Origin of the sequence: Larkinella arboricola (assembly GCF_003259745.1) — a bacterium.
GTDB lineage: Bacteria > Bacteroidota > Bacteroidia > Cytophagales > Spirosomataceae > Larkinella > Larkinella arboricola.
On the sequence record NZ_QLMC01000003.1, the window covers coordinates 678,821 to 702,532 of the forward strand.

Here is a 23,712-nt window from a genome sequence, read left to right on the forward strand (position 1 = left end):
TTTACACCAGTTCGCTCTGTTCCCGGACAATCAATTCGGGTTCGAGCGTTACTTTTTGTAAGTTTTCCGGATCGATTTTTCCGTTGATCACCTTCAGCAGAATATCGGCGGCCATAAAACCAATCTGATACGGGTGCTGCTCAACCGAAGCGAGGGGCGGGTGCTCCAGGTAGGTGTTGAGCGGCAGATTGGCAAAGCTGACAAACGCAACATCCCGGTTGACCACCAGACCGTAGCTCCGGCAGACCCGCATGGCATCCAGCGCCACGTAGTCATTGAACGCCAGTACGGCATCGGGCCTCGTCACGGACGATAGCAACTGGCTCATTTTCAACACCGTTTCGGATGTTGTCAGGTCGCTTCGCTTGATCAGGCAATTTTCAACCGGCAACCCTTCCTCTACCAAAGCCGTAATGTATCCCCGATAGCGTTCCTCGCTGGCGATCAGAGCGTGCGGGCCGTTCAGGAGCGCAATGCGCCGGTGACCCCGCCGGGCCAGCCATTTGGTGGCTTCATATGCCCCTTTTTCCATATTGCATTCTACCTGATGCGCAGCAATATGGGGCGGAATGCGGTCGAAAAGGACCAGCGGTATCTGCCGATCCTGCAATTCCTGAATATGATGAATCTGCTGCGTTTCTTTGGCAACCGATAGCAGCACCCCATCGACCCGGTTAGACGCCAGCATGGTCAGAATCTGCTTCTCACGATCAAACCGGTCGTGCGACTGGTAGAGCGCGACCGTCATGTGGTGTTCAAACGCCAGTTCTTCCACACCGTTGATGACTTCCGAGAAAAAATTCTCCCGAATTTCCGGCAATACCATGCCGATAACCCCCGTACGCCCCCGTTGCAGGTTGCGGGCCGTCGTGCTGGGGAGGTATTTCAACTGGCCAGCCAGCGCGTGAACAGCGTCACGGGTATGACTACTAATGCGCGGATGGTTTTGCAAAGCCCGGGATACGGTGGACGGCGACACATTCAATTGCCGGGCAATTTCCTTTATGGTTATAACATCCTTCATTGTGTGTCGTATTCAACCTTACAATTTACTTTATTTAGCCATCATCACAAAATTATCTTCGGCTCTGTACAAACGTTTGCACAAGGTTGCACAAACGTTTGCACAACACAAAACCATCAAAATCAATACGCTGGCTTACGCGTTCTGATTGATCGGGCGTCTGTTATTTCCCAAATTTCAGCATTGAATCCTAACCCGGTATTATCCTGATCAAACGCTTCTAATCCAAGATAACCTTATATGCCTATCTCCTCACGCCGTGAATTCCTGCGCACCGCTGCCCTTAGTTCGGCGGCTGCTCCGTTTATCCCTTCTTTGTTTGAAACGGCCACGGCAGCACCTAAACCTGCTCCCTTATCACAGGTTCGTCTGGCCTACATTGGAGTCGGCGCGCGGGGCCGCAGCCACGTCCGGCAGGGGCTTCTTCGCGATGATGTTGTCATTACCGCCATCTGCGACCCGGACCCCGAAGCCATCAGCCGTACCAGCGCCATGATTGAAAAAGCGGGCAAGAAAGCACCCGCAACGTATACCAAAGGCGGTGAAGATTTTCTGAACATGCTCAAACGCGACGACATCGACGGTGTGGTCATTGCCACCCCCTGGGAATGGCACGTTCCGATGGCCGTTGCTACGATGAAAGCCGGAAAATACGCGGGCGTGGAAGTATCGGCAACGGTGACGCTCAAGGAGTCCTGGGATCTGGTGAATACGTTCGAGAAAACCGGCTCACACTGCATGATTCTGGAGAACGTCTGCTACCGGCGCGACGTACTGGCCGTTCTGAACATGATCCGCCAGGGTATGTTTGGCGAAATGCTCTACGCCCACTGCGGCTATCAGCATGACTTGCGCAATATCAAGTTCAACGACGGCAAATCTCTGTCCGGGGTTGGTGCCGAATTCGGCGAGAAAGCCTACTCGGAAGCTCGCTGGCGCACCCAGCACTCGGTGGACCGCAACGGTGACTTATACCCCACGCACGGTTTGGGACCGGTGGCGCACTGGCTGAACATTAACCGCGGCAACCGCTTCACCCACCTTACCTCCACGGCTACCAAAGCCCGTGGTTTGCACAAGTACGTCGTCGATAAGGGCGGAAAAGACCACCCCAATGCCAAGGTCAATTTCAAGCTGGGCGATATTGTCACCACGGTGGTAGAATGCGCCAACGGCGAGAACATCGTTATCATGCACGACACCAACTCCCCCCGCCCCTACTCGCTTGGCTTCCGGGCACAGGGTACGCAGGGCATCTGGATGGACGACGGAAAAACGATCTACCTGGAAGGCGTCAGCCCCAAACCGCACGAGTGGGAATCGTTCGATTCGTATCAGGAAAAATACGACCACCCGCTCTGGAAACAACACGGCAAAACCGCCCAAAGCGGAGGCCACGGCGGTATTGACTTCTTCGTGATGCGGGCCTTCATCGAGTCCATCAAGGCGCAGACGGCTCCCCCGATCGATGTTTACGATGCCGCGGTCTGGAGCGCCATCAGCCCGCTATCGGAACAGTCCATCGCCCAGGGCAGCAAACCCATTGAAATACCCGATTTTACGCGCGGCAAGTGGAAAACCAACCGCCCGATTTTCGGTCTTAACGAGGTTTATTAGCATTCGGCTGGGGCGGAAGCGTACTGCTTTCGTCCCAGCCGAATGCTCATTCCTAAACCCTTGCCTGATTAACCCTTTTCACTTTTAACCAGCCTAAAACTCATGAAGCAATTTTCCGTAAGCTTACTTCTGTGGCTGTCGGTGACCCTGTGCGCGTATGCGCAATCCACCCTGCGTGGAACGGTTCGTGACGATGCCGGACAACCGCTGCCGGGCGCCACCATCATCGTCCGCGGAACGACGCAGGGCACTACTACCGACGATCAGGGCGCTTTTTCCGTACGCGCTAATGCAACCGATGTACTGGAAATCAGCTCGATTGGTTATCAGGGCACCACCGTTACCGTTGGAAACCGTACGACCGTGGAAGTATCCCTCAAAAAAGCCGATACCATGCTCGACGAGGTGGTCGTCATGGGATACACCACCACAAGCCAGCGTAACCTGGCGGGTTCGGCGCAGGTGGTTACAGCCAAAGAACTGAAAGACGTAACGGCCAACAACGTCGGCCAGATGTTGCAGGGCAAAGCCGCCGGGGTGTTTGTCGGCAGCAGCTCCGGCGACCCGCGCACCCCGCCGAAAGTACTCGTTCGGGGTATCGGTACGCTGACAGCCAGCTCCAACCCGCTGTACGTAGTCGATGGTGTGATTGGCGGTATTCCGAACCCCAGTGATATTGAATCCATGACGGTCCTGAAAGATGCTTCGGCAACGGCTTTGTACGGTGCGCGGGCTTCCAACGGGGTTATTGTTATTACGACCCGCCGGGGTGCCGCGGGTAAAACCCGGCTGACCGCCCGCTACAATCAGGGCGTCGGCAGTATAAGTCTGGGCAATTTCCGGCTGCTGAATGGTCTGGAGTTATACGACCTCCAGAAAAGAGTTTACCAGCGCGACCAGCCTAACGGCGATGTCAACAGCTACCTGCCTACGCCGGAAGCCAACGCCAATACCAACTGGATCGATCAGGCGTTCCGTACCGCCAGCAATACTCTGGCCGAATTGAGCGCGTCGGGCGGCAGCGAGAAAACCCGCTTTTTCCTGAGCGGCAACTACTACAAGGAACAGGGGATTTTGCAGGGAACCGGACTGGACCGGTTTGGCGGACGATTGAATTTCAGCCACGAAGTCAGCGACAAATTCCGGATAAGTGTCAATGGGGCCGGTCTGTACACGCGCGGCTACGACGACAGCAACGGCGCTTTATACCAAGCCTATACCAACCTGCCGTACGACGATCCCTACTACAACGGCCAGCCGTACAATCCGGTGTCGGGTGCCAAGAAATGGTACGGTCGTGACAATCAAAACGTTGTCTACACCCGCCAGTTCAACACGTTTCGGGAAAACACCTTGTCGGGCGATCTGCTGTTCAAGGCGGAATACGACCTCCTGCCCTGGCTGACCCTGACCACCACCAACCGGGCGCAAACCGCTTATTATGGAAGCCAGAGCAATCAGGACATGCGCGGCCCGAACGCGCTGGATGTACAGGGGCGGCTCGCAAATACGAGAACTCGTGACTATACCCTGCTGACCTCCAACCTGCTGCGCTTCCGGCACAGCTTCAGTGGTGGCCATAACATCGACGGTCTGGCCGGTTATGAATACCAGAACTATTACTACGAATCGCTGGGTGCGACGGGCAAGGGCATCTTCTCCGGTCTGGAAATTCTTGATGCAACCTCCCAGGCCGAAACCATCAGCGGTACCAAGCGCGATAATGCGTTTTCGTCATATCTGTTCCAGGCCAATTACGGCTACCAGGATCGCTACCTGATTACGACTTCCTTCCGCCGGGATGGCTCATCCAAATTCGGTCGGAATAAGAAATACGGGAATTTTTACGCTGTGGGCGTAACCTGGAATGCCTCAAACGAAGCATTCCTGCGCAGCAATCCGCTCATAACGAACCTTAAATTCCGGGCCAGCTACGGAACAACCGGGAACGCCGACGGTATTGATGACTATGCCGCCCAGGGCCTCTACAGCCTGACGGGTCAGTACGCCGGTATTCCGTCCGCGTTCCCGACCCGCATCGAAAACCCGAACCTGTCGTGGGAAGTATCCAACAACGCCAACTTCGGGATTGATGCCACGCTCTGGGGACGGCTTTCACTGACCGTTGACCTGTACAACCGTCTGACCAACAACCTGCTCTTCAACCGTCCGCTCCAGGCCACCAGCGGGTATTCATCCATCACCGAAAACGTGGGCGCGGTCCGCAACAAAGGGCTTGAAGTGGTTCTGTCAGCCGACATTCTGCAAAAAACGGCCCTGAAATGGCGCATGGATTTAAACGCCGGTCTGAACCGCAACCGGGTAACGGCCCTCTACGGCGACCGGATATTCATTGCCAGCGGACAGCGTCCTTACGCCCTCGATCAACCGCTCAATAGCTGGTACATGCGCCGGTGGATGGGCGTTGATCCGCAAACGGGCAACCCACTCTTTGAGAAAGTTAATCCGGATGGTACCAGCGCCACGACGAGCAACTACAACGACGCCACGCTTCAGTTTATCGGCAGCAACGCCAACCCCAAGCTGTTCGGCGGTATCCGTCAGGTGCTGAACTGGAAAGGGCTGGAACTGAATGCTTTCTTTACCTACAGCACCGGGGCCATTCTGTACAACGGCGACCGGGCCCTGTTCGACAGCGACGGCGCCTACGACCGCTTCAACATGATGGCATTGCAGGATGGCTGGACCCGCTGGGAAAAACCGGGCGACATTGCCACGCACCCCAAATACGTGATCGGTGGTAACAACAACGCCCAGCGCCCGTCGTCCCGCTACCTGGAAAACGGCAACTACCTGCGGCTGCGGAACATCAGCCTGAACTACGACCTGCCAACGGCCCTGGTAAGCAAAGCCAAACTGGACGGCGTTCGGTTATCGATTTCGGCAGATAACGTCTTTACGATCACGAAGTTTTCCGGGATCGACCCTGATGTAAACGAAACCGGCGAAGTAGGAACGAAATATCCGTTTAGCCGCAAGCTCATTTTTGGTCTCCAGTTAAACTTTTAATCATCAGCACCCATGAAAATCTCATTTTCCCGCTTATTGTTGCTGGGCTGTGTGGTGATGACCACCTCCTGCGAAATTGATACAACACCTTATAACGGTCTGTCCGAATCAACCATTTTGCAGGATGCTCAGGGCCTGCGGGCCGCCACCGACGGTAATTACACGTTTCTGAAAGATGCAGACTATACCCGTAACGTCTTCATCATGCACGAATATCCGGGCGACAACCTGACGGTCAGCGGAACCACCGGCGACGCCCTGTTTCTGACGTACACCTACCGGCATACGACCGATCAGGCCAATACACTCCAGATTTACCGCAAAGCCTACCAGATCATTGTGGGCTGTAACAAAGTGATCGGCGCAATTCAGGAAGGCACCTCGAAGGAAATGGACCAGATTCTGGGCGAGAATATCTTTCTGCGCGCCATGGTTCACTTCGACCTCGTGCGGATTTTCGGACGGCCCTACAACCAGAGTCCGGAAACGAACCTGGGCGTAATCATCAAAACCGATACCCAACCCGACGACAATGCTGCCCGCGCGACGGTGAAGCAGGTCTACGACTTTGTGGTTAGCGAGTTGCTGAAGTCGGCCAAACTGATGACCATCCCACGCACCAGCAGTTATGCCAGTGCCGCAGCGGCCAACGGTCTGCTTTCGCGGGTGTATCTGTACATGAACGATAACGCGAATGCCATTAAATATGCGGATCTGGTGCTGGCCGAAAACCGGTTTACGCTGGCGACTCCGGATCAGGTACCGAGCTTTTATACGCTGGAAAACGAGCAGAACAAGGAAGTGATTCTGGCGATTAAACATACGCTGAAGGACGACCGCGCCTGGGGTTCGCTGGGTTCCATGCTCTACACCTCACCGGGCGGTGTCGGCTGGGGCGAGGTGTACGCTTCGCAGGAATACCAGGATCTAATCAATAAGTATCCGAACGATAAACGACGCTCCTTCATGGTGCGCAAACTGACCGCCCAGGGTACGCAGGAGCAGCGGAACGGTATTGACAAAGTGTACGTCACGAAGTTTTCCAACCAGGGCGGAATCGCTACGCTTAGCTCACCTATTATTCTGCGGCTTTCCGAAATTTACCTGAACCGGGCCGAAGCCTACGCCAAAACCGGCCAGGCCGACAAAGCCATCGCGGATGTCAACCGGATTCGCCAGCGCGCGGGTCTGACCGGCACGGAACTGTTCTCAACAACCGATCTGAAAGGATTGCCGAGTGTGCTGGACGTGGTTTTGCAGGAACGGCGGCTCGAACTGGCTTTTGAAGGCCATCGCCCCTACGATCTGTACCGCAACGGCCGGAGTCTGGTCCGGAATTACCCTGGTTTTCATAATACCACCACTGGCCAGCAAACCATTCCTGCGGATGATAAACAAGTGGTCCACCTGATTCCGGAAGCCGAAATCGTGCTGAACCCCAACCTGAAACAGAATCCGTTGTAACGAGCTTCGAATGACTCTCCTAACCCAAATCCTTTTTTTAATCAGTATCCCGTTGTTTTTACCGGCAAGTGGTTCGCACGACGCGAATCGCTTGCCGGTTCCCCTCGGCGGCAACGCCTGGGTTTCGAATGCCTCCGACCGCTCCACCAGAATCACCAACGACGGCCTGACCGGCTGGACTCAATCCGAAACCGTCATTTCCACCTACATCCGGTTTGCCCGCGCCGGAACCCTCAAATTGTCGGCCACCCTGCGCGTTCCCGAAGGCGAAAGTGAAATCCGGGCGAGCTTACTAGGAAAATCGGTCGAATTTTCGGCCAGCGGCAATGCGGAAAAAGAATATTACCTGGGCGAGTGGAAAATTACAAAACCGGGTTACGTGAAGATCGATATGCAGGGGGTAACCCAAACGGGCGGTTCCTTTGGTCAGTTACGAGAGCTGGGTATCAGCGGAGAAGCCGTGGATGAAAAGACGGTTTTTGTCCGCAACAACGAAGGCAATTACTTTTACTGGGGACGACGCGGTCCGTCGGTTCACCTGAAATATACCGCCCCGGAAACCGTTGATTCGGAGTGGTTTTACAACGAAATTACCGTTCCCGAAGGCAGCGACGTACTTGGCTCCTACTTCATGGCCAACGGGTTTGCCGAAGGCTATTTTGGCATCCAGGTCAACTCGCCCACCGAGCGCCGGGTGCTGTTCTCGGTCTGGAGTCCGTTCAAAACCGACAATCCAAAAGAAATTCCGGACGATCAGAAAATCCTGCTGGAGAAAAAAGGCGAAGGTGTCACGACCAACGACTTTGGCAACGAAGGCTCCGGCGGACAAAGCTACCTGCGCTACCCCTGGAAAGCGGGCCGGACCTACCGGTTTTTGCTCCGGGCGCGTCCCACCGAAGCTAATTACACGACTTATACGGCTTACTTCTCCGACGCTCAGGACGCCAACTGGCAGTTGATCGCCAGTTTCAGGCGCCCCAAAACCACTACGTACCTAAAATCGCCCCACTCGTTTCTCGAAAACTTTATACCGAATACCGGCAACCTGGCCCGACAAGTGGCTTTTGGCAATCAATGGATTCGGAGCAAGGAAGGAGTCTGGCACGAATTAGTGGGTGCCCGGTTTACCGGCGATGCCACCGCGCGGAACGGCTTCCGGCAGGATTACGCGGGCGGTTTATTACCCAATAATCAGTTTTTTCTGAAAAATTGCGGCTTCTTCGACGATTCCGTCCCGCTCAATACCGAACTTACCCGAAAGCCGCTGAAGAAAACACCCGTCATTGATTTTTCTCAATTACCGTAGCCATTAATCGCACAATGTCTTTATCCCTTTCCGTCTCCACGCCTGGTCGCATTTGTTTGTTTGGAGAACATCAGGACTACCTGGGTTTGCCCGTCATTGCCGCTGCCATTTCCCGACGCATTCAGATTACCGCCGAGCCCACTTCCGGGTCTGAAGTCTATCTGGCGCTGCCCGATATAAATGCCGAAGAACGGTTTTCACTGACGACGTTGCCGTTACCGTACCAGCACGAGCGCGATTACTTCCGAAGTGCCGTCAATATTCTGCTGCGCGAAGGCTTCCAATTTTCAAACGGTATTGAGGGCGAAGTTCGCGGCAACATTCCCATCAATTCCGGTACGTCCAGTTCGTCGGCCCTATTGGTAACCTGGCTGGCTGTGCTGACCCAACTGGCCGACAATCCGCAAACGCTGTCGCCCAAGCGCCTGGCCGAACTGGCCCATCGCGCCGAAGTACTGGAATTTGGCGAACCCGGCGGGATGATGGACCACTACGCAACGGCTGTCGGGGGTGTGATTTACCTGGAATCAACGCCCAAAATTCATCTGGAATCCTTTCAGCCCCAGCTCGGCACGTTTGTTCTGGGCGACTCACTCCAACCCAAAGACACCATTGGCGTATTGAAGCACGTTAAATTCGGGATGCTGGGCGCTATGGAAAAAATCCGGCAGTATGATCCCACGTTCGCGCTTCCGTCCTGTCCGCAGGAAAAAGCCGATGAATACCGCCATTTGCTGACCGCAGACGAATTCATTCTTCTGAAAGGCAATCTTTCTGACCGCGATGTGCTGCGCGAAGCGCTGACGATGTTCCAAACCAAAACGGTTGATCACCAGCGGCTGGGCGCGTTGCTGAACATTCACCAGACCAGCCTCCGGGATGCCAAGCGGGTTTCGACGCCCAAGATCGACCGCATGATCGACGAAGCCCTCAAAGCGGGTGCCTACGGCGGTAAAATCAACGGTTCGGGCGGGGGTGGCTGCATGTTTGCCTACGCCCCCGAAAACCCCGAAGCCGTGGCCGAAGCCATCGAACGGGCGGGCGGCAAACCGTACATCATCCGGGTTGATCAGGGGGTTTCGGTTCAGCCTAAAGCCGTTTCGGTTGACGAGTAAAAAGAGTAGATTCGTTCAGATTTCGCGCATAACGCATGAACGCTTTTCGTTTAAAAAAATACGTCGGAGCCGTTTTTAGTCTGTTGACGGTGTTGGTGGCGGGGTGGTTTCTGGTCGGGTATACGTCCAAAGCCCCTGCCGTACGGCCCAACATCATTTACATCTACGCCGATGACCTGGGTTATGCCGAACTGGGCTGTTATGGGCAACAAAAAATCCGTACACCCCACCTCGACCAGATCGCGCGTGAAGGGATACGGTTTACGCAGCATTATACCAGTATGCCGGTTTGCGCCCCGGCCCGCTGTATGCTCCTGACCGGCAGGCACGGCGGTCATTCGTACATCCGTGGAAACTACGAAATGGGTGGTTTTGCCGACTCGCTGGAAGGAGGTCAGATGCCGCTTTATCCGGGGGCGTTCACCATCGGCAGGATGCTTCAGCAGTCGGGCTACCGGACGGCCTGCATCGGCAAATGGGGGTTGGGCATGGCCAATACCACCGGCAACCCGAACGAGCAGGGCTTCGATTATTTCTACGGTTATCTCGATCAGAAACAGGCCCATAACTTTTACCCGACTCACCTCTGGGAAAACGGCAAACCCGTCCCGCTGAACAATCCGGTCATGGACGTACACCGCCGGTTAACGCCCGAAACGGCCACGCCCGAAGCCTTTGCGTATTACCGGGGGAAGGAGTATGCCATCGACAACATGGCCCAGAAAGCCCAGGCGTTTGTACGCGAGAACAAAAACCGCCCGTTTTTTCTGTATCTGCCCTTTACGGTTCCGCACGTCTCGCTCCAGGCCCCCGAAGCCGCCGTTCAGGAATACGTTGGGAAGTTTGATGACCAAGCGTATCTGGGTCAGCGAGGTTACGCGTCAACACCGTATCCGCGGGCTACCTATGCCGCCATGATTACGTACATGGACAAGCAGATCGGTGCGCTGATGCAGTTGCTCAAAGAGTTGAAACTTGACGACAACACGATTGTGATGTTCTCGAGCGACAACGGCACGACGTTCAACGGCGGGGTCGAAGCGGCTTATTTCAAAAGCGTTGGCAACCTGCGGGGTCTGAAAATGGATGTGTACGAAGGTGGTATCCGCGAACCGATGATTGCCCGCTGGCCCGGCAAAATAACTGCCGGAAAAGTAACCGATCACGTCTCGGTGCAGTACGATCTGCTGGCGACGCTGGCCGAACTCGTCGGCTATCAAAAACCTTTTGTCACCGACGGTATTTCGTTTCTGCCCACGCTACTGGGGCAGCCGGCCAAACAGAAAAAACACGCGTATATTTATTGGGAATACGCCGAAAAAGGCGGGCAACTGGCCATTCGGATGGGTAACTGGAAAGCCGTTAAGACCGATGTGCGCAAAAACCGGAACGGCCCCTGGGAGCTGTACGACCTGAGCAAAGACGAAAGCGAAACCACCAACTTGGCTGCCAGCCACCCCGGCTTACTCCAACAATTTGATGCGATTGTCGCCCGCGAACACGTTCCGGCGCACATCAACGACTGGGAGATTATCAACCCCAAAACGACGGTTCTTACAAAACAATAAGTCTTCGAACCGTTCGCCTGATCAGATTTAGAGTATCACAAAAAAGCAAGTAAGGGTAGCGATTGGGTGTAGCGTCGAAAAACAATACCCTACAAAAAATATAGATTTAGTTTGGAAAATAAAAAGCGACCTTTTACCTTTGCATTATCATCTCAATTACTTCTTCACGGAGTATTTCCGGGGCGATGAATTTATAAAGAAAGGGGGAGAGACAGGCTCGATGAACCCTTAGCAACTTTCCGAACGATCCGTTGGAATAAGTGCTAACCTGCCTAAAACAATTAGGAACTATAAATTAACAACCATCATGAAAAAGCAAACTTCGTATCAGCGTTGCGACCCCGATCAGGATTGGCATTTGGCCCCGATTCGGTAATCCACAGATCTCTCAACCAAGAGATAGCCAGCGGTAGTCAGCGCTGGCTATTTCGTTCTCAGACGGTTTTCGATTCAATACGCCAACAACCGCCCGCAGGCAATCGTTGCCAGCCACACCACCATCGAGCAAATGGCCGCGGCTTTGGCGCCGGGCGGTGTTTTTCCACCCTGCCAGCCCGTCGATGACCGAAAGGTAATCCGGTGGAAAACGGCTACATTAACGCCAGCGACTACAATCAGAATCATTTTCAGCCAGAACATCGGATCATTCCCCAGCGATTCGGCGTTTGTGCTGAACAGCAGCAGACCCGACGGCACAACGAGCAGCAGGCCCCGGCGCGACCACGGCAAAACATGCGTCGCCAGGGCCGCAACCGGTATTCTTGGTGAAAAATTCAGCAGCCGCAGATCAAACAGAAACGCCCCGCCCACCAGCAGCACAATCCCGACGATGTGAACAATTTCAAGTCCGGGATACAGCCAGTTCGATTGCCGGATGGCAGCGGCCAACCCGGTATTTTCGATATGTTGCAGCCATTCGACGGGAATAAGCCCGCTCATCGACGGAGTTCGTATTTGGTACCGTCAATAAAGATCCGCTCGGCCCGCATTTCATCTTTGACTTTCTTGTGTGGATACCCTACCACCCGCACTGAACCGCCTTTTTTGAGCATCTCCGCACTAACACCCCGCTCCTGCATCCGGCTCGTCGGAGCCAGCACCACCAGCCAGGTTTTATCTTTGTCTTTCACCCTGGCCGTTGCGTGCGGGTTTTCATACTTGGCGTCCTCAATGGTACCGGTATAATCCAGCGGTTTTGTCTGGTCATAATCCACCCAGCCGTGGTGCAGGGGCGCAAAAGCCGTTCCCAGAAAAAGAAACAGCGCAAATAGTGAAGTTTTTAATAAAGCCATGATTTTGGGGTTTAGAGAGTTAAGAATAAAGGGAGACAAGAGACGTTAGACAAAAGATATAAGACATTAGAAGTTAGACAGGGGACGGAAAGACAGGAAACAGCAGTTTATCCTCCCTTGTCTATTCTCTCCGGTCTAATCGCACGGGCAGGTGCCGAATCCGTTGACCGCAGGCCCGATAAATGGCGTTGACCAGTGCCGCAGCCGTTGGTCCCTGGGCCGCTTCACCCGCGCCCAATGGTTTTTCGTCTGGGCGGTTGATGACGACCACCTCGGTTTCCGGCACATCACTAAACCGAAAAATCGGGTACGACGACCAATCCCGGCTGCTGACGTGCTGTTTATCAAACTGAACTTCTTCTTTCAGCGTCCAACTCGCGGCCTGAATCATACCGCCTTCCGTCTGGTTCTTCACACCGTCGAGGTTAATCACCTCGCCCGCATCAATCACCGACCACATTTTCAGCACCTGTACCTTACTGGTTTTCGGATCAGCCAGCACCCGCGCGGCTACGGCGCAGTAGGTGGCCACATTTTTATACCGGGAAAACGCGTAACCGATTCCCTCGCCGGGTTTCCCTTTTTCGGACCGGGTCAGTTCCTGCAACTTTTTAACGACCGCAATCGCCCGCTCATCCTCCAGATGCCTGAGCCGGAATTCGAGCGGATCTTTCCCGGCTTTTTCGGCCAGTTCGTCCATAAACGATTCGATGGCAAACACATTTCCGTAAGCACCCAGACTGCGCAGGGCCGACACCCGAAGCGGGCCTTCAAAAAAGTGTGCGTCTACCTTCAGGTTTGGAATGGCGTAATACGGCTCTGAATTGCGGTAACCGCCCCCACTGTATCCCGACGACGGTTGGGAAAACGGTTTTTCAATCGACCGGGCCGCCAGCAAATTGCCGGGTTCACCGCCCGGCCGGGTGCTGTGCGAGTCGGTCCAGACATCATACCGCCAATGGGTGATTTTTCCCGAAGCGTCCAGCCGGGCTTCGGCTTCCATCTGCATGGCGCTGCCGTACGGTTCCCAGCCGTGTTCGTCGTCGCGCGACCATTGCAGCCGCACGGGTTTTCCGGGGTAGGCCATCGCCAGCAGAGCCGCATCAGCCGCCACGTCATCCGCTCCGTTATGACCGTAACAGCCCGAACCTGGAACGCCCACCACGTGAACCGCTTCTGTGGGCAGGTTCAGCATTTTTTTTACGGCTTCCTGCAAGGGATAAACACCCTGGCTGTGGGTCCAGATATGCAATTTTCCGTCCTGATACAAGGCTACGGCGCAGGACGGCCCAATCGAACCGTGCATATGATACGGTTTGAAATAACGGGCTTTCAGCGAGCTTCCCCCCGACGATTCCAGCGTTTTTACGTCGCCGGTTTCCTTGACCGTCCGGCTTTTAGATGGAAGTTTTTTAATGAATTCCGCCAGGTTCTGATTATCCGGTAACGGTTTGGTCGTTTCCCATTTGGTTTGTTCCCGGGCCATCAGTTGCGCCTGCACGGCTTCGTATTCTTCGGTTGTGATGATGCCCACGAAATTACCGTTAATGACGGTTTTCAGAATGCCCGGCACGGCTTTCTTTAAAGCCGCTTCGTCGAAAGAACGGAGCCTGGCGCCGTACGCCAGCGGACGTACCACCCGCGCGTGTACCATGCCCGGCAGGCGCAGGTCCTGCACATACACCGGTTCGGCCCGCACCATTTTTTCAATATCCGCCCGGGGAACGGCTTTCCCGACCCAACGGTATTCGGACTTCGGTTTTAGCGTCACCGGCAGCCGCACCTCGTCGGTCAGTTGCGTGCCGTTCAGCAGTTGCGCAAACGTAAGCTGGTCCTTTCCGCCCTCAATCTTTCCATCGGCCAGGCGGAGTTGCTCAACGGGCTTATTCCAGCGTTGGGCCGCCAGCGCCAGCAGTTTTTGCCGGGCGGCTGCGGCTGCGTAGCGCACCGACATTGCGCTGTTTTCGATGGAACCGCTCCCGGCGGTGTAGCCTTCGTGCGGGGTTCGACCGGTTTCGGCCAGATGCACCTCGACGTGATTGGAGTCCATATCCAGTTCCTCGGCGGCCACCTGCGCAATGGCGGTGCGAATGCCCTGCCCCAATTCGAGTTTACCGGTCAGAACCCGGACACGACCGTTTTCCAGCACTTCCAGCCAGGCGTTGATCTGCGGTTGTTGCCGCAAAGGCCCCGGCAGCGAATCCTGCAAGGGTGGTTGGGGCGCTGCCGACAACGGATGACAGGCAAACGAAAAGCCGATGGAGAGGCATCCGGCGGTTTTCAGGAAATCCCGTCGCGACAGAGCGGGGGTTGTCGTGGGCTCGTTCATGGCGGAAAGGATGCGGTTTTATGGATTGGATTCGTTAGCCGCCTGGCGGATCGCCCGGAGAATGCGCGACTGGGTACCACAGCGGCACAAAACCCGCTCCATTCCCTTGCGGATGGCGGTTTCGTCGGGATGCTTTTGTTCGGTCAGCAGTGACACGGCGGAGATCACCATCCCGTTCAGGCAATAGCCACACTGGGCGGCCTGCTGCTCGACAAACGCCCGCTGCACCGGATGTAGTTTGCCACCGGGCTGCGTCAGTCCTTCCAGCGTGACAATGGCTTTTCCGATACTGGTTTCAACGGGTAACAGGCAACTGGGAGTGGCTTTTCCGTCCAGCAAAACCATGCAGGCTCCGCACTGCTCCAGACCGCAACCGTATTTGGGGCCGTTTAGCTGGAGATTGTTCCGTAAAACGTAGAGCAACGGCGTGGCCGGATCGACCTCAACGGTGTGCCGCTTCTGGTTTACTTCGATGGTGAGCCGGGCTTTCATCCTCTTGCTTTTATTCGCTGGTAAGTAAACAAACAACCCGCTAAAAAGCAATTTGTTAACCGTGGATACGAACAGGCTACCCCTTTTCGGTCCGGGTTTGTTCCTGAACCAGAAATTCCTTCAAACAACCCCGGATGGCGACGATCAGGTCATACTCGGTGGCTTCCAGCACAAACGCTTCCGGAAGCTTGCAGAACTTCAGAAAAGCCGTCAGACGCTCTTCTTTTAAATCCGTAATGCGCGAAATCCAGACGGGGTCCAGCCGCGTCAGGTAGCGTTGTTTATTACTTTCAGCCTGATGGAATTGTTGCAGTTTACGCTCGTTTTTGGCCTCTTTGCTGAATTTGCCATACAGGGCAGAAACCGGGCCTTTCAGCGTCATTTTGGGAGCCAGGGTTTTGTAATCGTAGCCCATCCGCCCGGCATTTCCGAGCTGTACACCGGCCAGTTCCGGAGCCGTTTTAATCTCAATGACGGGTTTGTCGTTGTGGATATTCAGCTTTAAAAATTCTTCCTTAAAGCGGCTTTCCGTCCAGCCTTTGATGACTACTTCGTTCAATTGTTTTATCTCCTGAACCATTTCTACCAGCAATTCGGATTCGTCGGCCGGAACGACGACGCGCTCGGTTTTGTAACCGACACAGGAAATCAGCAGTGTATCATTCGGAGAAGCTGTAAGCCGAAACTGCCCGGATTCGGTACTCATCACCGCCCGGCGAAGGGAAAGGTTCTGGACCGTGGCCAGCGCAACGGGTTTTCGGCTGACCTTATCGACCACCGAACCGCTCCGGACGTTTTGCGCCATACCGGTCAACGTCGTCAATAGGGCTAATAGCAAGAAGAGTGAGACTTTTTTCATACCACGGCAGTCCGGAAATAGCTACCTGCAAGCTAGCCTTTTTCAAACAGCTTACCCGGCTTTTAACATTTTTTAGGCTTTCCCGAACCGGTGGTTCACCCCCGTCAGTCCTGAATAAAGCTCCTGGCTTTCCGGATGTTGGCGTTAACCCGGTCGGTTTCGACCAGACCGTCGCGCAGTCGGACAATCCGGTGGGCGTATTCGGCAATGTCTTCTTCGTGCGTTACCATGATGACCGTATTGCCTTTGCTATGAATCTGGTCGAACAGATCCATGATTTCGTACGACGTCTTGGTGTCGAGGTTTCCGGTTGGTTCATCGGCCAGCAAAATACTGGGATCGTTGACCAGCGCCCGCGCCACAGCTACGCGTTGTCGCTGCCCACCCGATAGCTCATTGGGCCGGTGGCTGGCCCGGTGGTCCAACCCAACGTTTTTCAGGGCCTGCATGGCTTTCTCGGTCCGATCGGCTTTGCTGTAGCCCGCATAAATCAGCGGCAGGGCGACGTTTTCCAGCGAAGTTTGCCGGGGCAGCAGGTTAAATGTCTGAAACACAAAACCAATTTCTTTATTGCGGACTTCCGCCAGCGCGTTTTCGCTCATGTTACTCACGTCCTGTCCGTTCAGAATATAGGAACCGGAAGTCGGCGTGTCCAGACACCCCACAATGTTCATCAAGGTGGATTTGCCCGAACCCGATGGCCCCATGAAGGCTACGTATTCTCCTTTTTTGACGTTAATTGTCACCGATTTTAGCGCTTCGATGACTTCACTACCCATCACGTATCGTTTGGAGATCTCGTGGGTTTCAATAATATTTTTGCTCATAATCAGTTGAAAACGGCCTGCACGGTATTCTAGACAAGGTAAAGACGGTTAGGTAGTGGCGATTTTTCGTTTTCGCAGGAAATAATTCCGAACAAACAACCCCGTCAGAATCAGCATTTCGGCATTGGGCATTTCGGTTACCAGTTCAATGGTTCCTTCGTCGGTCAGAAACTTCCGCGTGCGGTCGTAATGAACAAGTTCGCGTTCGCTCCTCGTGTCGGGATCATCAGCGACCAGACTCCATTCGTGCATCATAAAGTTTTCCCGTCGCCAGGTATACTTTTCGCCGGTTTCCAACAGCACATTCGCGCCATTGAACACCCCGAAATCAATTCGGCCGATGATTTTGTCACCGGCGTTTTTGTGGTGAATGTTGACCGAATGCACCAGAAAACCCGTAACATCAAAGAAAATATGAACATGGTTCAGATAGGCATCAACATCCCGAACCAGCAGGTCGCGGTGCATCCCACCGACGACACGGTCACCGTCCATAATCACGACCTGACGACTGAACGCTTCTTTCACCCAATGCAGCTGCTTTTCCATAAAAGCCAGGAATTTAAAACAACTGTTAAACTTACTAAATTATTGGAATGACTCCCGTTGTTTTTCAATCAACGCACGTTTGGCCTGATAGCTTGTCAGAAACGCCTGATAATCGGCGGGCGAGGTGGCCGCCCGAAGCCGGGCCAGGCTTTCTTCGGCATAGTCGGTCAACCCCTGATCCAGACACAGCAAGGTATAGAGTTTCAGCAAATCCGGGTTTTGCTCGTTCAGCGGCAAAGCCTCCAGCACCAGATTATACGCCTTTTCCGTCTTGCCGTTCTGCCGTTCAAACGAAGCCGCAGCCGCCACAATTTCGGCATTGAAGGGCGCCCGCCGAAGCGCCTTTTCATAAGCCTGCCGGGCCTGGGCGACCTGTCGCCGGCCCTGATAAGCCTGCGCAAGAATGAAATCCTTCTCCGCCTGAAACGCGGGTATAACGGTCTGGCGGCCATCAGAAATGGTCTGATCAAACTGCCCCTGAGCGTTGCGCAGCCGCAGGTAAGCAACCGTCATGGCTGCTCCGGCGTATCCGTTCAGTTTGGCCTCCTGCGGGATCTGCTCATACCAGCTTTGGGCCAGAGGCTGCTGGTTGGCGGCTAAATACCGTTTTGCCAATGCCGATGCTACAATGGTTTTCAGGTTATCGTCGCGCAGGGACGCATACAGGGCCCGTTGTTGCCCGGTCTGATCGAGCAGGGGGTCATACAGCAGGGCAAAGGCTTTTTCGAGATCCGTAGCGGGTTGTTTTTTGCCGTACAGGACCTCCGCCAGCGTCCGCACGGCGGGGTCGGTGCGCCCGGCATTTTCCCAGAGCGACTGGGCTATGAACGAATCCCCGGTCTTGGTGATCGCCAGCGCCTGGTAATACATTGAAAGTGTGTCGGTATTCTGAGCCAGAATGTCGGCGGCTTTCCGGTTCAGGCCCTGCTCCAGCATCCAGAGTCCCGTTACCGAGTTGTAAAACTCACCGGTCCGCTGGTTATCGTTAGCGAGCTGATCGGTTAGTTCAAAAGCCGTGCGTTTGTTAGCGGTATAATAATTGGCAACGGCCCGAGCAAACAACAGATCATCCGTAAAATCCTGATTAGCCGGGTTCTCTCCCATCCGATGCAGTACTTTCAGCAAGGTGGTATCCGTGGTCCGATTACCGACGGCGTAGTTATACAACCGGGCAAACCGCCCCACGCTCAACCCGGCATCCGTCAGGGGTTCGTCGAGCCAATCGGGGCGTTGAATCGTCACACTGTCGGCATTGGACCGGAAAAAAGCCAGCGCCGACCGGTTTGCTTCGTAGGACTCATACGAGCGCGCTTCGGAAGCATTGGCCAGCGAATCGAGCGAAACCAGTCGTGGATTTCGTGCCCAGAAAGCCAGCAGATTGGTCTGCGGCACCTCCTCGCGGGCGGTGTTACCGGATGCTGCGGCCAGGTAATAATACGCCGAGTCGGCTACGCTGGTCCGGGCGTAGAGATACCCCAGATTGTTCTGCAACTCACCGTTTTGCGGAAAAGCCCGGATGCCCCGCTGCAACATCTTGACGGCTTCAAAAAACAGATTATCATCGAGCAAAACCGATGTCAGCCCGGCATACGCCTGCGGGGAGGGTTGTTTCAGCAACGCCCGCTGAAAATAATAAGCCGCTGTCACCTTGTCGCCCTGCTTCAGGGCCAGCGACGCCATGGCGTAATTGGATTTGTGGTTCTGAAATTCGGCGTTCAGGGCCAGCCCGTAATATTGTTCGGCAATCCGAACCTCGCCTGTTTCCGTATGAAAATCGCCCACGGTATTGAAATAACCGGCCATGGCCTGATTCAGCGGGAAGAAATTCTCCACCCCCATGATAACCACGGTCAGGATGGCCGCTACCAGCCGGATTTGCCACAACGAAAACCGCGTCGGTTTGTACAGCACCCTGTAGACCGGCAGGGCCTGGCGGTAGAGCGGCATAAAGTTGAAAATGACATAGGCCACAAACACTGCCCCGGTTGCCAGGTGGGTGTAAACAATAACGTCTTCCAGTGCTTCGACCAGCGGATCATTGGCGGAAGCAAACGCATACGTGATGGTCAGGGTGGTGATAAGCGCCATACCCAGATACAGAAACGCCCCGCCGTCGTGAAACGACATGAAGTTTTCGCTCTGCCGGAGTTGTTGCCGGAAGCCCCAGAGCCCCAGCACCAGCGAGATCAGAAACAGGATAAACGGACTGACCACCACCGGATTCCAGTCGATGACCTTTGTATTGCTCAGCCAGATCAGTAGCAGGTTGGCCAGATACAACAGACTGATAAACAAAAAATTACTCAAACCCAGCGGGCGGCCCGACCCATCGCTGCGGTTAGTCCGGGCTACGGAGGTAACGTACACCAAAGCCGCAATAATTTCCGCCGAAATCCAGAAGATAAAAGCCAGCGACAACACCAGCAAACCCGGCAGGGCGTACCCCATAAACGCCAGCGCCGGCACTGGTTGTCCCGCCAGTCGATCAACAGCCAGCCAGCCCAGTCCGGCCAGCCCCGCAAAAACCAGCAACCGAACAGGTAAGGAAATCTCGATGCGAAAGGCATGAAAATAATAGCTGACCAGGCCCAGCACCAGCACGACCGCCATAAAGGGTAATCGGCCGCCCAGAGCCGTTGTCAAAAAGCCGGGTAGTTGCAGCACCTCCAGCCGGAAGGTTGCCACCAGAACAATCAGGGCGCCCATCGACACCAGATAATACCAGCGCGGCAGCCGGGAAATGGCCGCCAGCACCAACACCAGCCCCGTGCAGACACCCAGCGTTGTCAGCCGGGCCGCCAGTCCGTTGGCCTGCATGGCCGAAGCCACAAACTGTTCTGTGACAATATAGGTTTTGCCCGTAATGGCATAATCAAACAAACCATCCGTAAAGGCACCGATGGTAGCGGGCAGCTCGATGAGTTCGCTCAGAACATCCCAGCGTACGACGTTCTGCAAGCCCTGCATCCAGGCCCAGACCATGCCAATGATGGCCGTGCAGAACAAAACCAATCCCGTTAGATAGGCCGTTCGATGGCCTGTATTCCAATTTTTCCAGAAAAAGAGCATAGAATTAAATACCAACCGGCCAAGTTAAAAAGCTTGCGGTTAAACTACTCATAGCAACGCTGCGACAGATTAGTTAGTGCCTCGTGTTCAAACCGATTCAATAAAACCGTTTATTTTATAAAAAGCCTGATTTTATTACCAGAAAGAGCCTGATTATCTTATCTATTGACTCCTCCTCTTTTTTGCGAACCGGTTAATAAGATTGACTTTAGGCAAATTCTTTGTTTTGTGCAAACGGCAAAAGTGAGCCTGAAAGCTGCAAACTAACTGTAACAAAAACAATTTGGGCTTTTAAAACTTAAAACTAGATTAAAATGGAACTTGGGTTTCAGCAAATTATCAACTAATTTTGCAGGCGCATTTAACACGCTTTTCCTATTTAAATTTCTCAACTTCATAGCATGACAACTGCAACAGCAACGAATACGGGTAAAATCACGCAAGTGATCGGCCCGGTTGTTGACGTGAGTTTTGAGGGCGAAGGGTCGCGGCTACCGGCGATTCTGGACGCTCTGGAAGTCACCAAAGCCAATGGCCAAAAAGTTATATTGGAATGCCAGCAACACCTTGGTGAAGACCGGGTTCGCACGATTTCGATGGATGCTACCGAGGGACTTGAACGCGGCATGACCGTGGCTCACCTGGGTACGCAGATCACCATGCCGACAGGCGACGGAATTCGCGGACGGCTGTTCAACGTCGTCGGAACGGCCATCGACGGTATTCCACAGCCTCAAAGCACCGGCGGTTTGCCCATTCACCGGAACGCTCCGAAGTTTGAGGACCTCGCTACGTCAACTGAAGTTCTTTTCACCGGGATTAAGGTTATCGACCTGCTCGAACCGTACGCCAAAGGGGGTAAGATCGGTCTGTTCGGTGGTGCCGGTGTAGGAAAAACGGTATTGATCCAGGAATTGATCAATAACATCGCCAAGGCTTATGCCGGTCTGTCGGTATTTGCCGGGGTGGGTGAGCGGACCCGTGAAGGAAATGACCTGCTGCGCGAGATGATCGAAGCCGGCATTATCAAATACGGCGACAACTTCAAACACTCGATGGAAGAAGGCGGCTGGGATTTATCACAAGTAGATTCTGAGACGCTGAAAGAAAGCCAGGCGACCTTTATTTTCGGACAGATGAACGAGCCTCCCGGCGCCCGCGCCCGCGTAGCCCTTTCTGGTCTGACGATTGCCGAGCACTTCCGTGATGGTGACGGTACGGGCCAGGGCCGTGACATTCTGTTCTTTATCGATAACATCTTCCGGTTTACCCAGGCGGGTTCCGAAGTATCGGCTCTTCTGGGCCGGATGCCGTCGGCCGTAGGGTACCAGCCCACGCTGGCGACGGAAATGGGAACGATGCAGGAGCGCATTACGTCGACCAAACGCGGTTCGATCACGTCAGTACAGGCCGTTTACGTACCTGCCGATGACTTAACTGACCCGGCTCCGGCCACGACGTTTGCCCACTTGGATGCCACAACGGTATTGAGCCGGAAAATTTCCGAGTTAGGTATCTACCCTGCGGTTGACCCACTGGATTCAACCTCTCGGATTCTGACCGCCGAAATCGTGGGTGATGAGCATTACAACACCGCTCAGCGCGTGAAGGAGATTCTGCAACGCTATAAAGAATTGCAGGATATCATTGCCATCCTCGGTATGGAAGAGCTTTCGGAAGAAGATAAACAAACCGTAAACCGGGCACGTCGGGTACAGCGTTTCCTGTCGCAACCGTTCCACGTAGCCGAGCAGTTCACCGGTTTGAAAGGGGTTCTGGTACCGATCGAAGAAACCATCCGTGGTTTCAACGAAATCATCGACGGTAAATGGGATCACCTGCCCGAAGCGGCTTTCAACCTGGTTGGAACCATCGAAGATGCAGCCGCGAAGGGCGAGCGTCTGATGAAAGAAGCCGCCAAATAAAATAGATTAAAAGAAAAGAGACGTGAGATAAGAGACCGCTACCACCCTGGTAGTTGTCTTTTGTCTCACATCTTCCATCTTTCCTCTTAAGCATACGAAAAAATGCATCTGGAAATCATTACACCGGATCGGAAAATCTTTGCCGGCGAAGCTACAGCGGTTACCTTTCCGGGCAGCGAAGGTCAGTTTCAGGTTTTGAACGACCACGCTCCTATCGTCAGCACGCTGGCCCGCGGACCGGTCACGGTGGCTACCAGCGCCGGAACTCAGACGTTTACCGTAGACGGTGGCGTGGTTGAGGTGCTGAACAACAAGGTATTGGTTCTGGCCGAAGCCATTATTACGGCCTAAACCGGTTCGTACAGAATAAACCCCCGAAAAGGCCGTTGCTGGCTTTTTTCGGGGGTTTGTTTTTAGCGGCTATGCCTCCGGCTGGAAACGGTACAGGTAAGGCGCTTTGTTGGCCGCGCCCGTAAATTTCTTCTCCAGACGTTCTAATACGTTCAGTTCCAGCATTTTTTTCTGAAAGTTGTTTCGGGCAAACGGTCGGTCAAAAATTGCCTCGTAAAGTTCCTGCAACTCCTTCATGGTAAACGTTTGAGGCAACAGATTGAAAGCAATCAGCTTTTGGTCGAGATTCAGCCGCAAGGTTTCAAGAGCTTTTTCCACCATTTCGTTATGGTCCATAATCATTGTGGGCAACTCCTTAATGGAATACCATCCGATGGATGCGTCCAGTTCACTTTGCTGGGGAACCACCTTACTAATATCAACCAGAGCGTAATAGCCAATTGACACAAACCGGCGGGTAATCCAGTCAAACTCTTTCCGGTCGAACCGTTTATCCCCTAACTCGTTCTCATTGAGTTGAATCAATCGTTCCAGCACCTGGATATTGGTTCGTCGGGCATCGCCAAACACCCTGAATTGCTCCAGGTAAATGTCTTTGATACCGGTTCTGCCTTCCAGAATCCGGCGGGCAGCCTGGTCGATGTTTTCGTCCTGATAGATAAATCCCGCTGGCAACGCCCAGAAGTCACCTTTGAAATTCATCTTCGGTACCAATACCTTGAGTTGCTTTTCCTGATAACCAAAGATGACGCAATCAATTGAAAGCTGCTGAATATAGTCCTGTTCATTAAAGGCATGCATACGCTGTGGGTTAATATCCGCAAGTTGTTCAGTCTCAAACTCCGTGTTTCCTCCCTTCTTACGAATAAGAATGTCTATGTTCTGAGCCAGCCTG

The 23,712-nt window shown here is 54.1% G+C and carries 18 protein-coding genes and 1 riboswitch; of the genes, 8 read left to right on the plus strand and 10 right to left on the minus strand.

The window, feature by feature from the left end:
• Position 1 precedes the first annotated feature (1 nt).
• On the minus strand, positions 2-1,024 hold the full coding sequence (locus tag LX87_RS14200) for a LacI family DNA-binding transcriptional regulator (RefSeq protein WP_111628887.1): 1,023 nt from the start codon (positions 1,022-1,024) through the stop codon (positions 2-4).
• A gap of 240 nt (positions 1,025-1,264) precedes the next feature.
• On the opposite strand from LX87_RS14200, the gene LX87_RS14205 reads away from it, so the two are divergent.
• The 6 genes from LX87_RS14205 (at position 1,265) to LX87_RS14230 (ending at position 11,124) form a co-directional block, all read left to right on the plus strand.
• A complete protein-coding gene (locus tag LX87_RS14205; RefSeq protein WP_111628888.1) occupies positions 1,265-2,641 on the plus strand; it encodes a Gfo/Idh/MocA family protein in 1,377 nt (458 codons plus the stop codon).
• 102 nt (positions 2,642-2,743) lie between these two features.
• Positions 2,744-5,671 (plus strand): SusC/RagA family TonB-linked outer membrane protein, encoded by a 2,928-nt coding sequence (locus LX87_RS14210; RefSeq protein WP_111628889.1) that lies wholly within the window; start codon positions 2,744-2,746, stop codon positions 5,669-5,671.
• Between the two features lie 12 nt (positions 5,672-5,683).
• Positions 5,684-7,135 (plus strand): RagB/SusD family nutrient uptake outer membrane protein, encoded by a 1,452-nt coding sequence (locus tag LX87_RS14215; protein WP_111628890.1) that lies wholly within the window; start codon positions 5,684-5,686, stop codon positions 7,133-7,135.
• A 10-nt stretch (positions 7,136-7,145) separates the two neighbouring features.
• Complete coding sequence (locus tag LX87_RS14220; protein WP_111628891.1) at positions 7,146-8,441, plus strand: DUF3472 domain-containing protein; 1,296 nt, start codon at positions 7,146-7,148, stop codon at positions 8,439-8,441.
• Between the two features lie 14 nt (positions 8,442-8,455).
• A complete protein-coding gene (locus LX87_RS14225; protein WP_111628892.1) occupies positions 8,456-9,556 on the plus strand; it encodes a GHMP family kinase ATP-binding protein in 1,101 nt (366 codons plus the stop codon).
• A gap of 35 nt (positions 9,557-9,591) precedes the next feature.
• On the plus strand, positions 9,592-11,124 hold the full coding sequence (locus tag LX87_RS14230) for an arylsulfatase (protein ID WP_111628893.1): 1,533 nt from the start codon (positions 9,592-9,594) through the stop codon (positions 11,122-11,124).
• A 188-nt stretch (positions 11,125-11,312) separates the two neighbouring features.
• Positions 11,313-11,421, plus strand: a riboswitch (SAM riboswitch).
• 153 nt (positions 11,422-11,574) lie between these two features.
• Here the strand turns inward: LX87_RS14230 and LX87_RS14235 are convergent.
• The 8 genes from LX87_RS14235 to LX87_RS14270 form a co-directional block, all read right to left on the minus strand.
• Entirely contained in the window at positions 11,575-12,063 is a 489-nt protein-coding gene (locus tag LX87_RS14235) for a DUF6644 family protein (protein WP_111628894.1), read from the minus strand.
• Entirely contained in the window at positions 12,060-12,416 is a 357-nt protein-coding gene (locus LX87_RS14240; RefSeq protein ID WP_111628895.1) for a DUF6152 family protein, read from the minus strand. The genes LX87_RS14235 and LX87_RS14240 overlap by 4 nt, the downstream gene beginning before the upstream one ends.
• A 121-nt stretch (positions 12,417-12,537) precedes the next feature.
• Positions 12,538-14,745 carry a xanthine dehydrogenase family protein molybdopterin-binding subunit gene (locus tag LX87_RS14245; protein WP_211325312.1) on the minus strand — a complete coding sequence of 736 codons (2,208 nt, stop codon included), beginning with the start codon at positions 14,743-14,745 and terminating at the stop codon, positions 12,538-12,540.
• A gap of 18 nt (positions 14,746-14,763) precedes the next feature.
• Positions 14,764-15,237 (minus strand): (2Fe-2S)-binding protein, encoded by a 474-nt coding sequence (locus LX87_RS14250; RefSeq protein ID WP_111628896.1) that lies wholly within the window; start codon positions 15,235-15,237, stop codon positions 14,764-14,766.
• Positions 15,238-15,313: 76 nt separating this feature from the next.
• Positions 15,314-16,096, minus strand: coding sequence for a carboxypeptidase-like regulatory domain-containing protein (locus LX87_RS14255; RefSeq protein WP_111628897.1), 783 nt, complete (start codon positions 16,094-16,096; stop codon positions 15,314-15,316).
• Positions 16,097-16,200: 104 nt separating this feature from the next.
• A complete protein-coding gene (locus LX87_RS14260) occupies positions 16,201-16,923 on the minus strand; it encodes an ABC transporter ATP-binding protein (protein ID WP_111628898.1) in 723 nt (240 codons plus the stop codon).
• Positions 16,924-16,971: 48 nt separating this feature from the next.
• Entirely contained in the window at positions 16,972-17,472 is a 501-nt protein-coding gene (locus tag LX87_RS14265; RefSeq protein ID WP_111628899.1) for a hypothetical protein, read from the minus strand.
• A 39-nt stretch (positions 17,473-17,511) separates the two neighbouring features.
• Positions 17,512-20,484 carry a hypothetical protein gene (locus LX87_RS14270; RefSeq protein ID WP_229310659.1) on the minus strand — a complete coding sequence of 991 codons (2,973 nt, stop codon included), beginning with the start codon at positions 20,482-20,484 and terminating at the stop codon, positions 17,512-17,514.
• 458 nt (positions 20,485-20,942) lie between these two features.
• On the opposite strand from LX87_RS14270, the gene atpD reads away from it, so the two are divergent.
• Both atpD and atpC read left to right on the plus strand, forming a co-directional pair.
• Positions 20,943-22,466, plus strand: a complete 1,524-nt coding sequence (gene atpD, locus LX87_RS14275; RefSeq protein WP_111628901.1) for a F0F1 ATP synthase subunit beta — start codon at positions 20,943-20,945, stop codon at positions 22,464-22,466.
• 102 nt (positions 22,467-22,568) lie between these two features.
• The gene (gene atpC, locus LX87_RS14280) at positions 22,569-22,817 is read left to right on the plus strand and encodes an ATP synthase F1 subunit epsilon (protein ID WP_111628902.1); all 249 of its coding nucleotides are present in this window, start codon (positions 22,569-22,571) and stop codon (positions 22,815-22,817) included.
• Between the two features lie 69 nt (positions 22,818-22,886).
• Here the strand turns inward: atpC and LX87_RS14285 are convergent, their stop codons facing one another.
• Positions 22,887-23,618, minus strand: a complete 732-nt coding sequence (locus tag LX87_RS14285; protein ID WP_111628903.1) for an NUDIX hydrolase — start codon at positions 23,616-23,618, stop codon at positions 22,887-22,889.
• Positions 23,619-23,712 lie beyond the last annotated feature (94 nt).

Coding starts and splice junctions, on each gene's coding strand:
- LX87_RS14200 (WP_111628887.1), bottom strand. CDS start 1,024: ATGAAGGATGTTATAACCATAAAGGAAATTGCCCGGCAATTGAATGTG.
- LX87_RS14205 (WP_111628888.1), top strand. CDS start 1,265: ATGCCTATCTCCTCACGCCGTGAATTCCTGCGCACCGCTGCCCTTAGT.
- LX87_RS14210 (WP_111628889.1), top strand. CDS start 2,744: ATGAAGCAATTTTCCGTAAGCTTACTTCTGTGGCTGTCGGTGACCCTG.
- LX87_RS14215 (WP_111628890.1), top strand. CDS start 5,684: ATGAAAATCTCATTTTCCCGCTTATTGTTGCTGGGCTGTGTGGTGATG.
- LX87_RS14220 (WP_111628891.1), top strand. CDS start 7,146: ATGACTCTCCTAACCCAAATCCTTTTTTTAATCAGTATCCCGTTGTTT.
- LX87_RS14225 (WP_111628892.1), top strand. CDS start 8,456: ATGTCTTTATCCCTTTCCGTCTCCACGCCTGGTCGCATTTGTTTGTTT.
- LX87_RS14230 (WP_111628893.1), top strand. CDS start 9,592: ATGAACGCTTTTCGTTTAAAAAAATACGTCGGAGCCGTTTTTAGTCTG.
- LX87_RS14235 (WP_111628894.1), bottom strand. CDS start 12,063: ATGAGCGGGCTTATTCCCGTCGAATGGCTGCAACATATCGAAAATACC.
- LX87_RS14240 (WP_111628895.1), bottom strand. CDS start 12,416: ATGGCTTTATTAAAAACTTCACTATTTGCGCTGTTTCTTTTTCTGGGA.
- LX87_RS14245 (WP_211325312.1), bottom strand. CDS start 14,745: ATGAACGAGCCCACGACAACCCCCGCTCTGTCGCGACGGGATTTCCTG.
- LX87_RS14250 (WP_111628896.1), bottom strand. CDS start 15,237: ATGAAAGCCCGGCTCACCATCGAAGTAAACCAGAAGCGGCACACCGTT.
- LX87_RS14255 (WP_111628897.1), bottom strand. CDS start 16,096: ATGAAAAAAGTCTCACTCTTCTTGCTATTAGCCCTATTGACGACGTTG.
- LX87_RS14260 (WP_111628898.1), bottom strand. CDS start 16,923: ATGAGCAAAAATATTATTGAAACCCACGAGATCTCCAAACGATACGTG.
- LX87_RS14265 (WP_111628899.1), bottom strand. CDS start 17,472: ATGGAAAAGCAGCTGCATTGGGTGAAAGAAGCGTTCAGTCGTCAGGTC.
- atpD (WP_111628901.1), top strand. CDS start 20,943: ATGACAACTGCAACAGCAACGAATACGGGTAAAATCACGCAAGTGATC.
- atpC (WP_111628902.1), top strand. CDS start 22,569: ATGCATCTGGAAATCATTACACCGGATCGGAAAATCTTTGCCGGCGAA.
- LX87_RS14285 (WP_111628903.1), bottom strand. CDS start 23,618: ATGCATGCCTTTAATGAACAGGACTATATTCAGCAGCTTTCAATTGAT.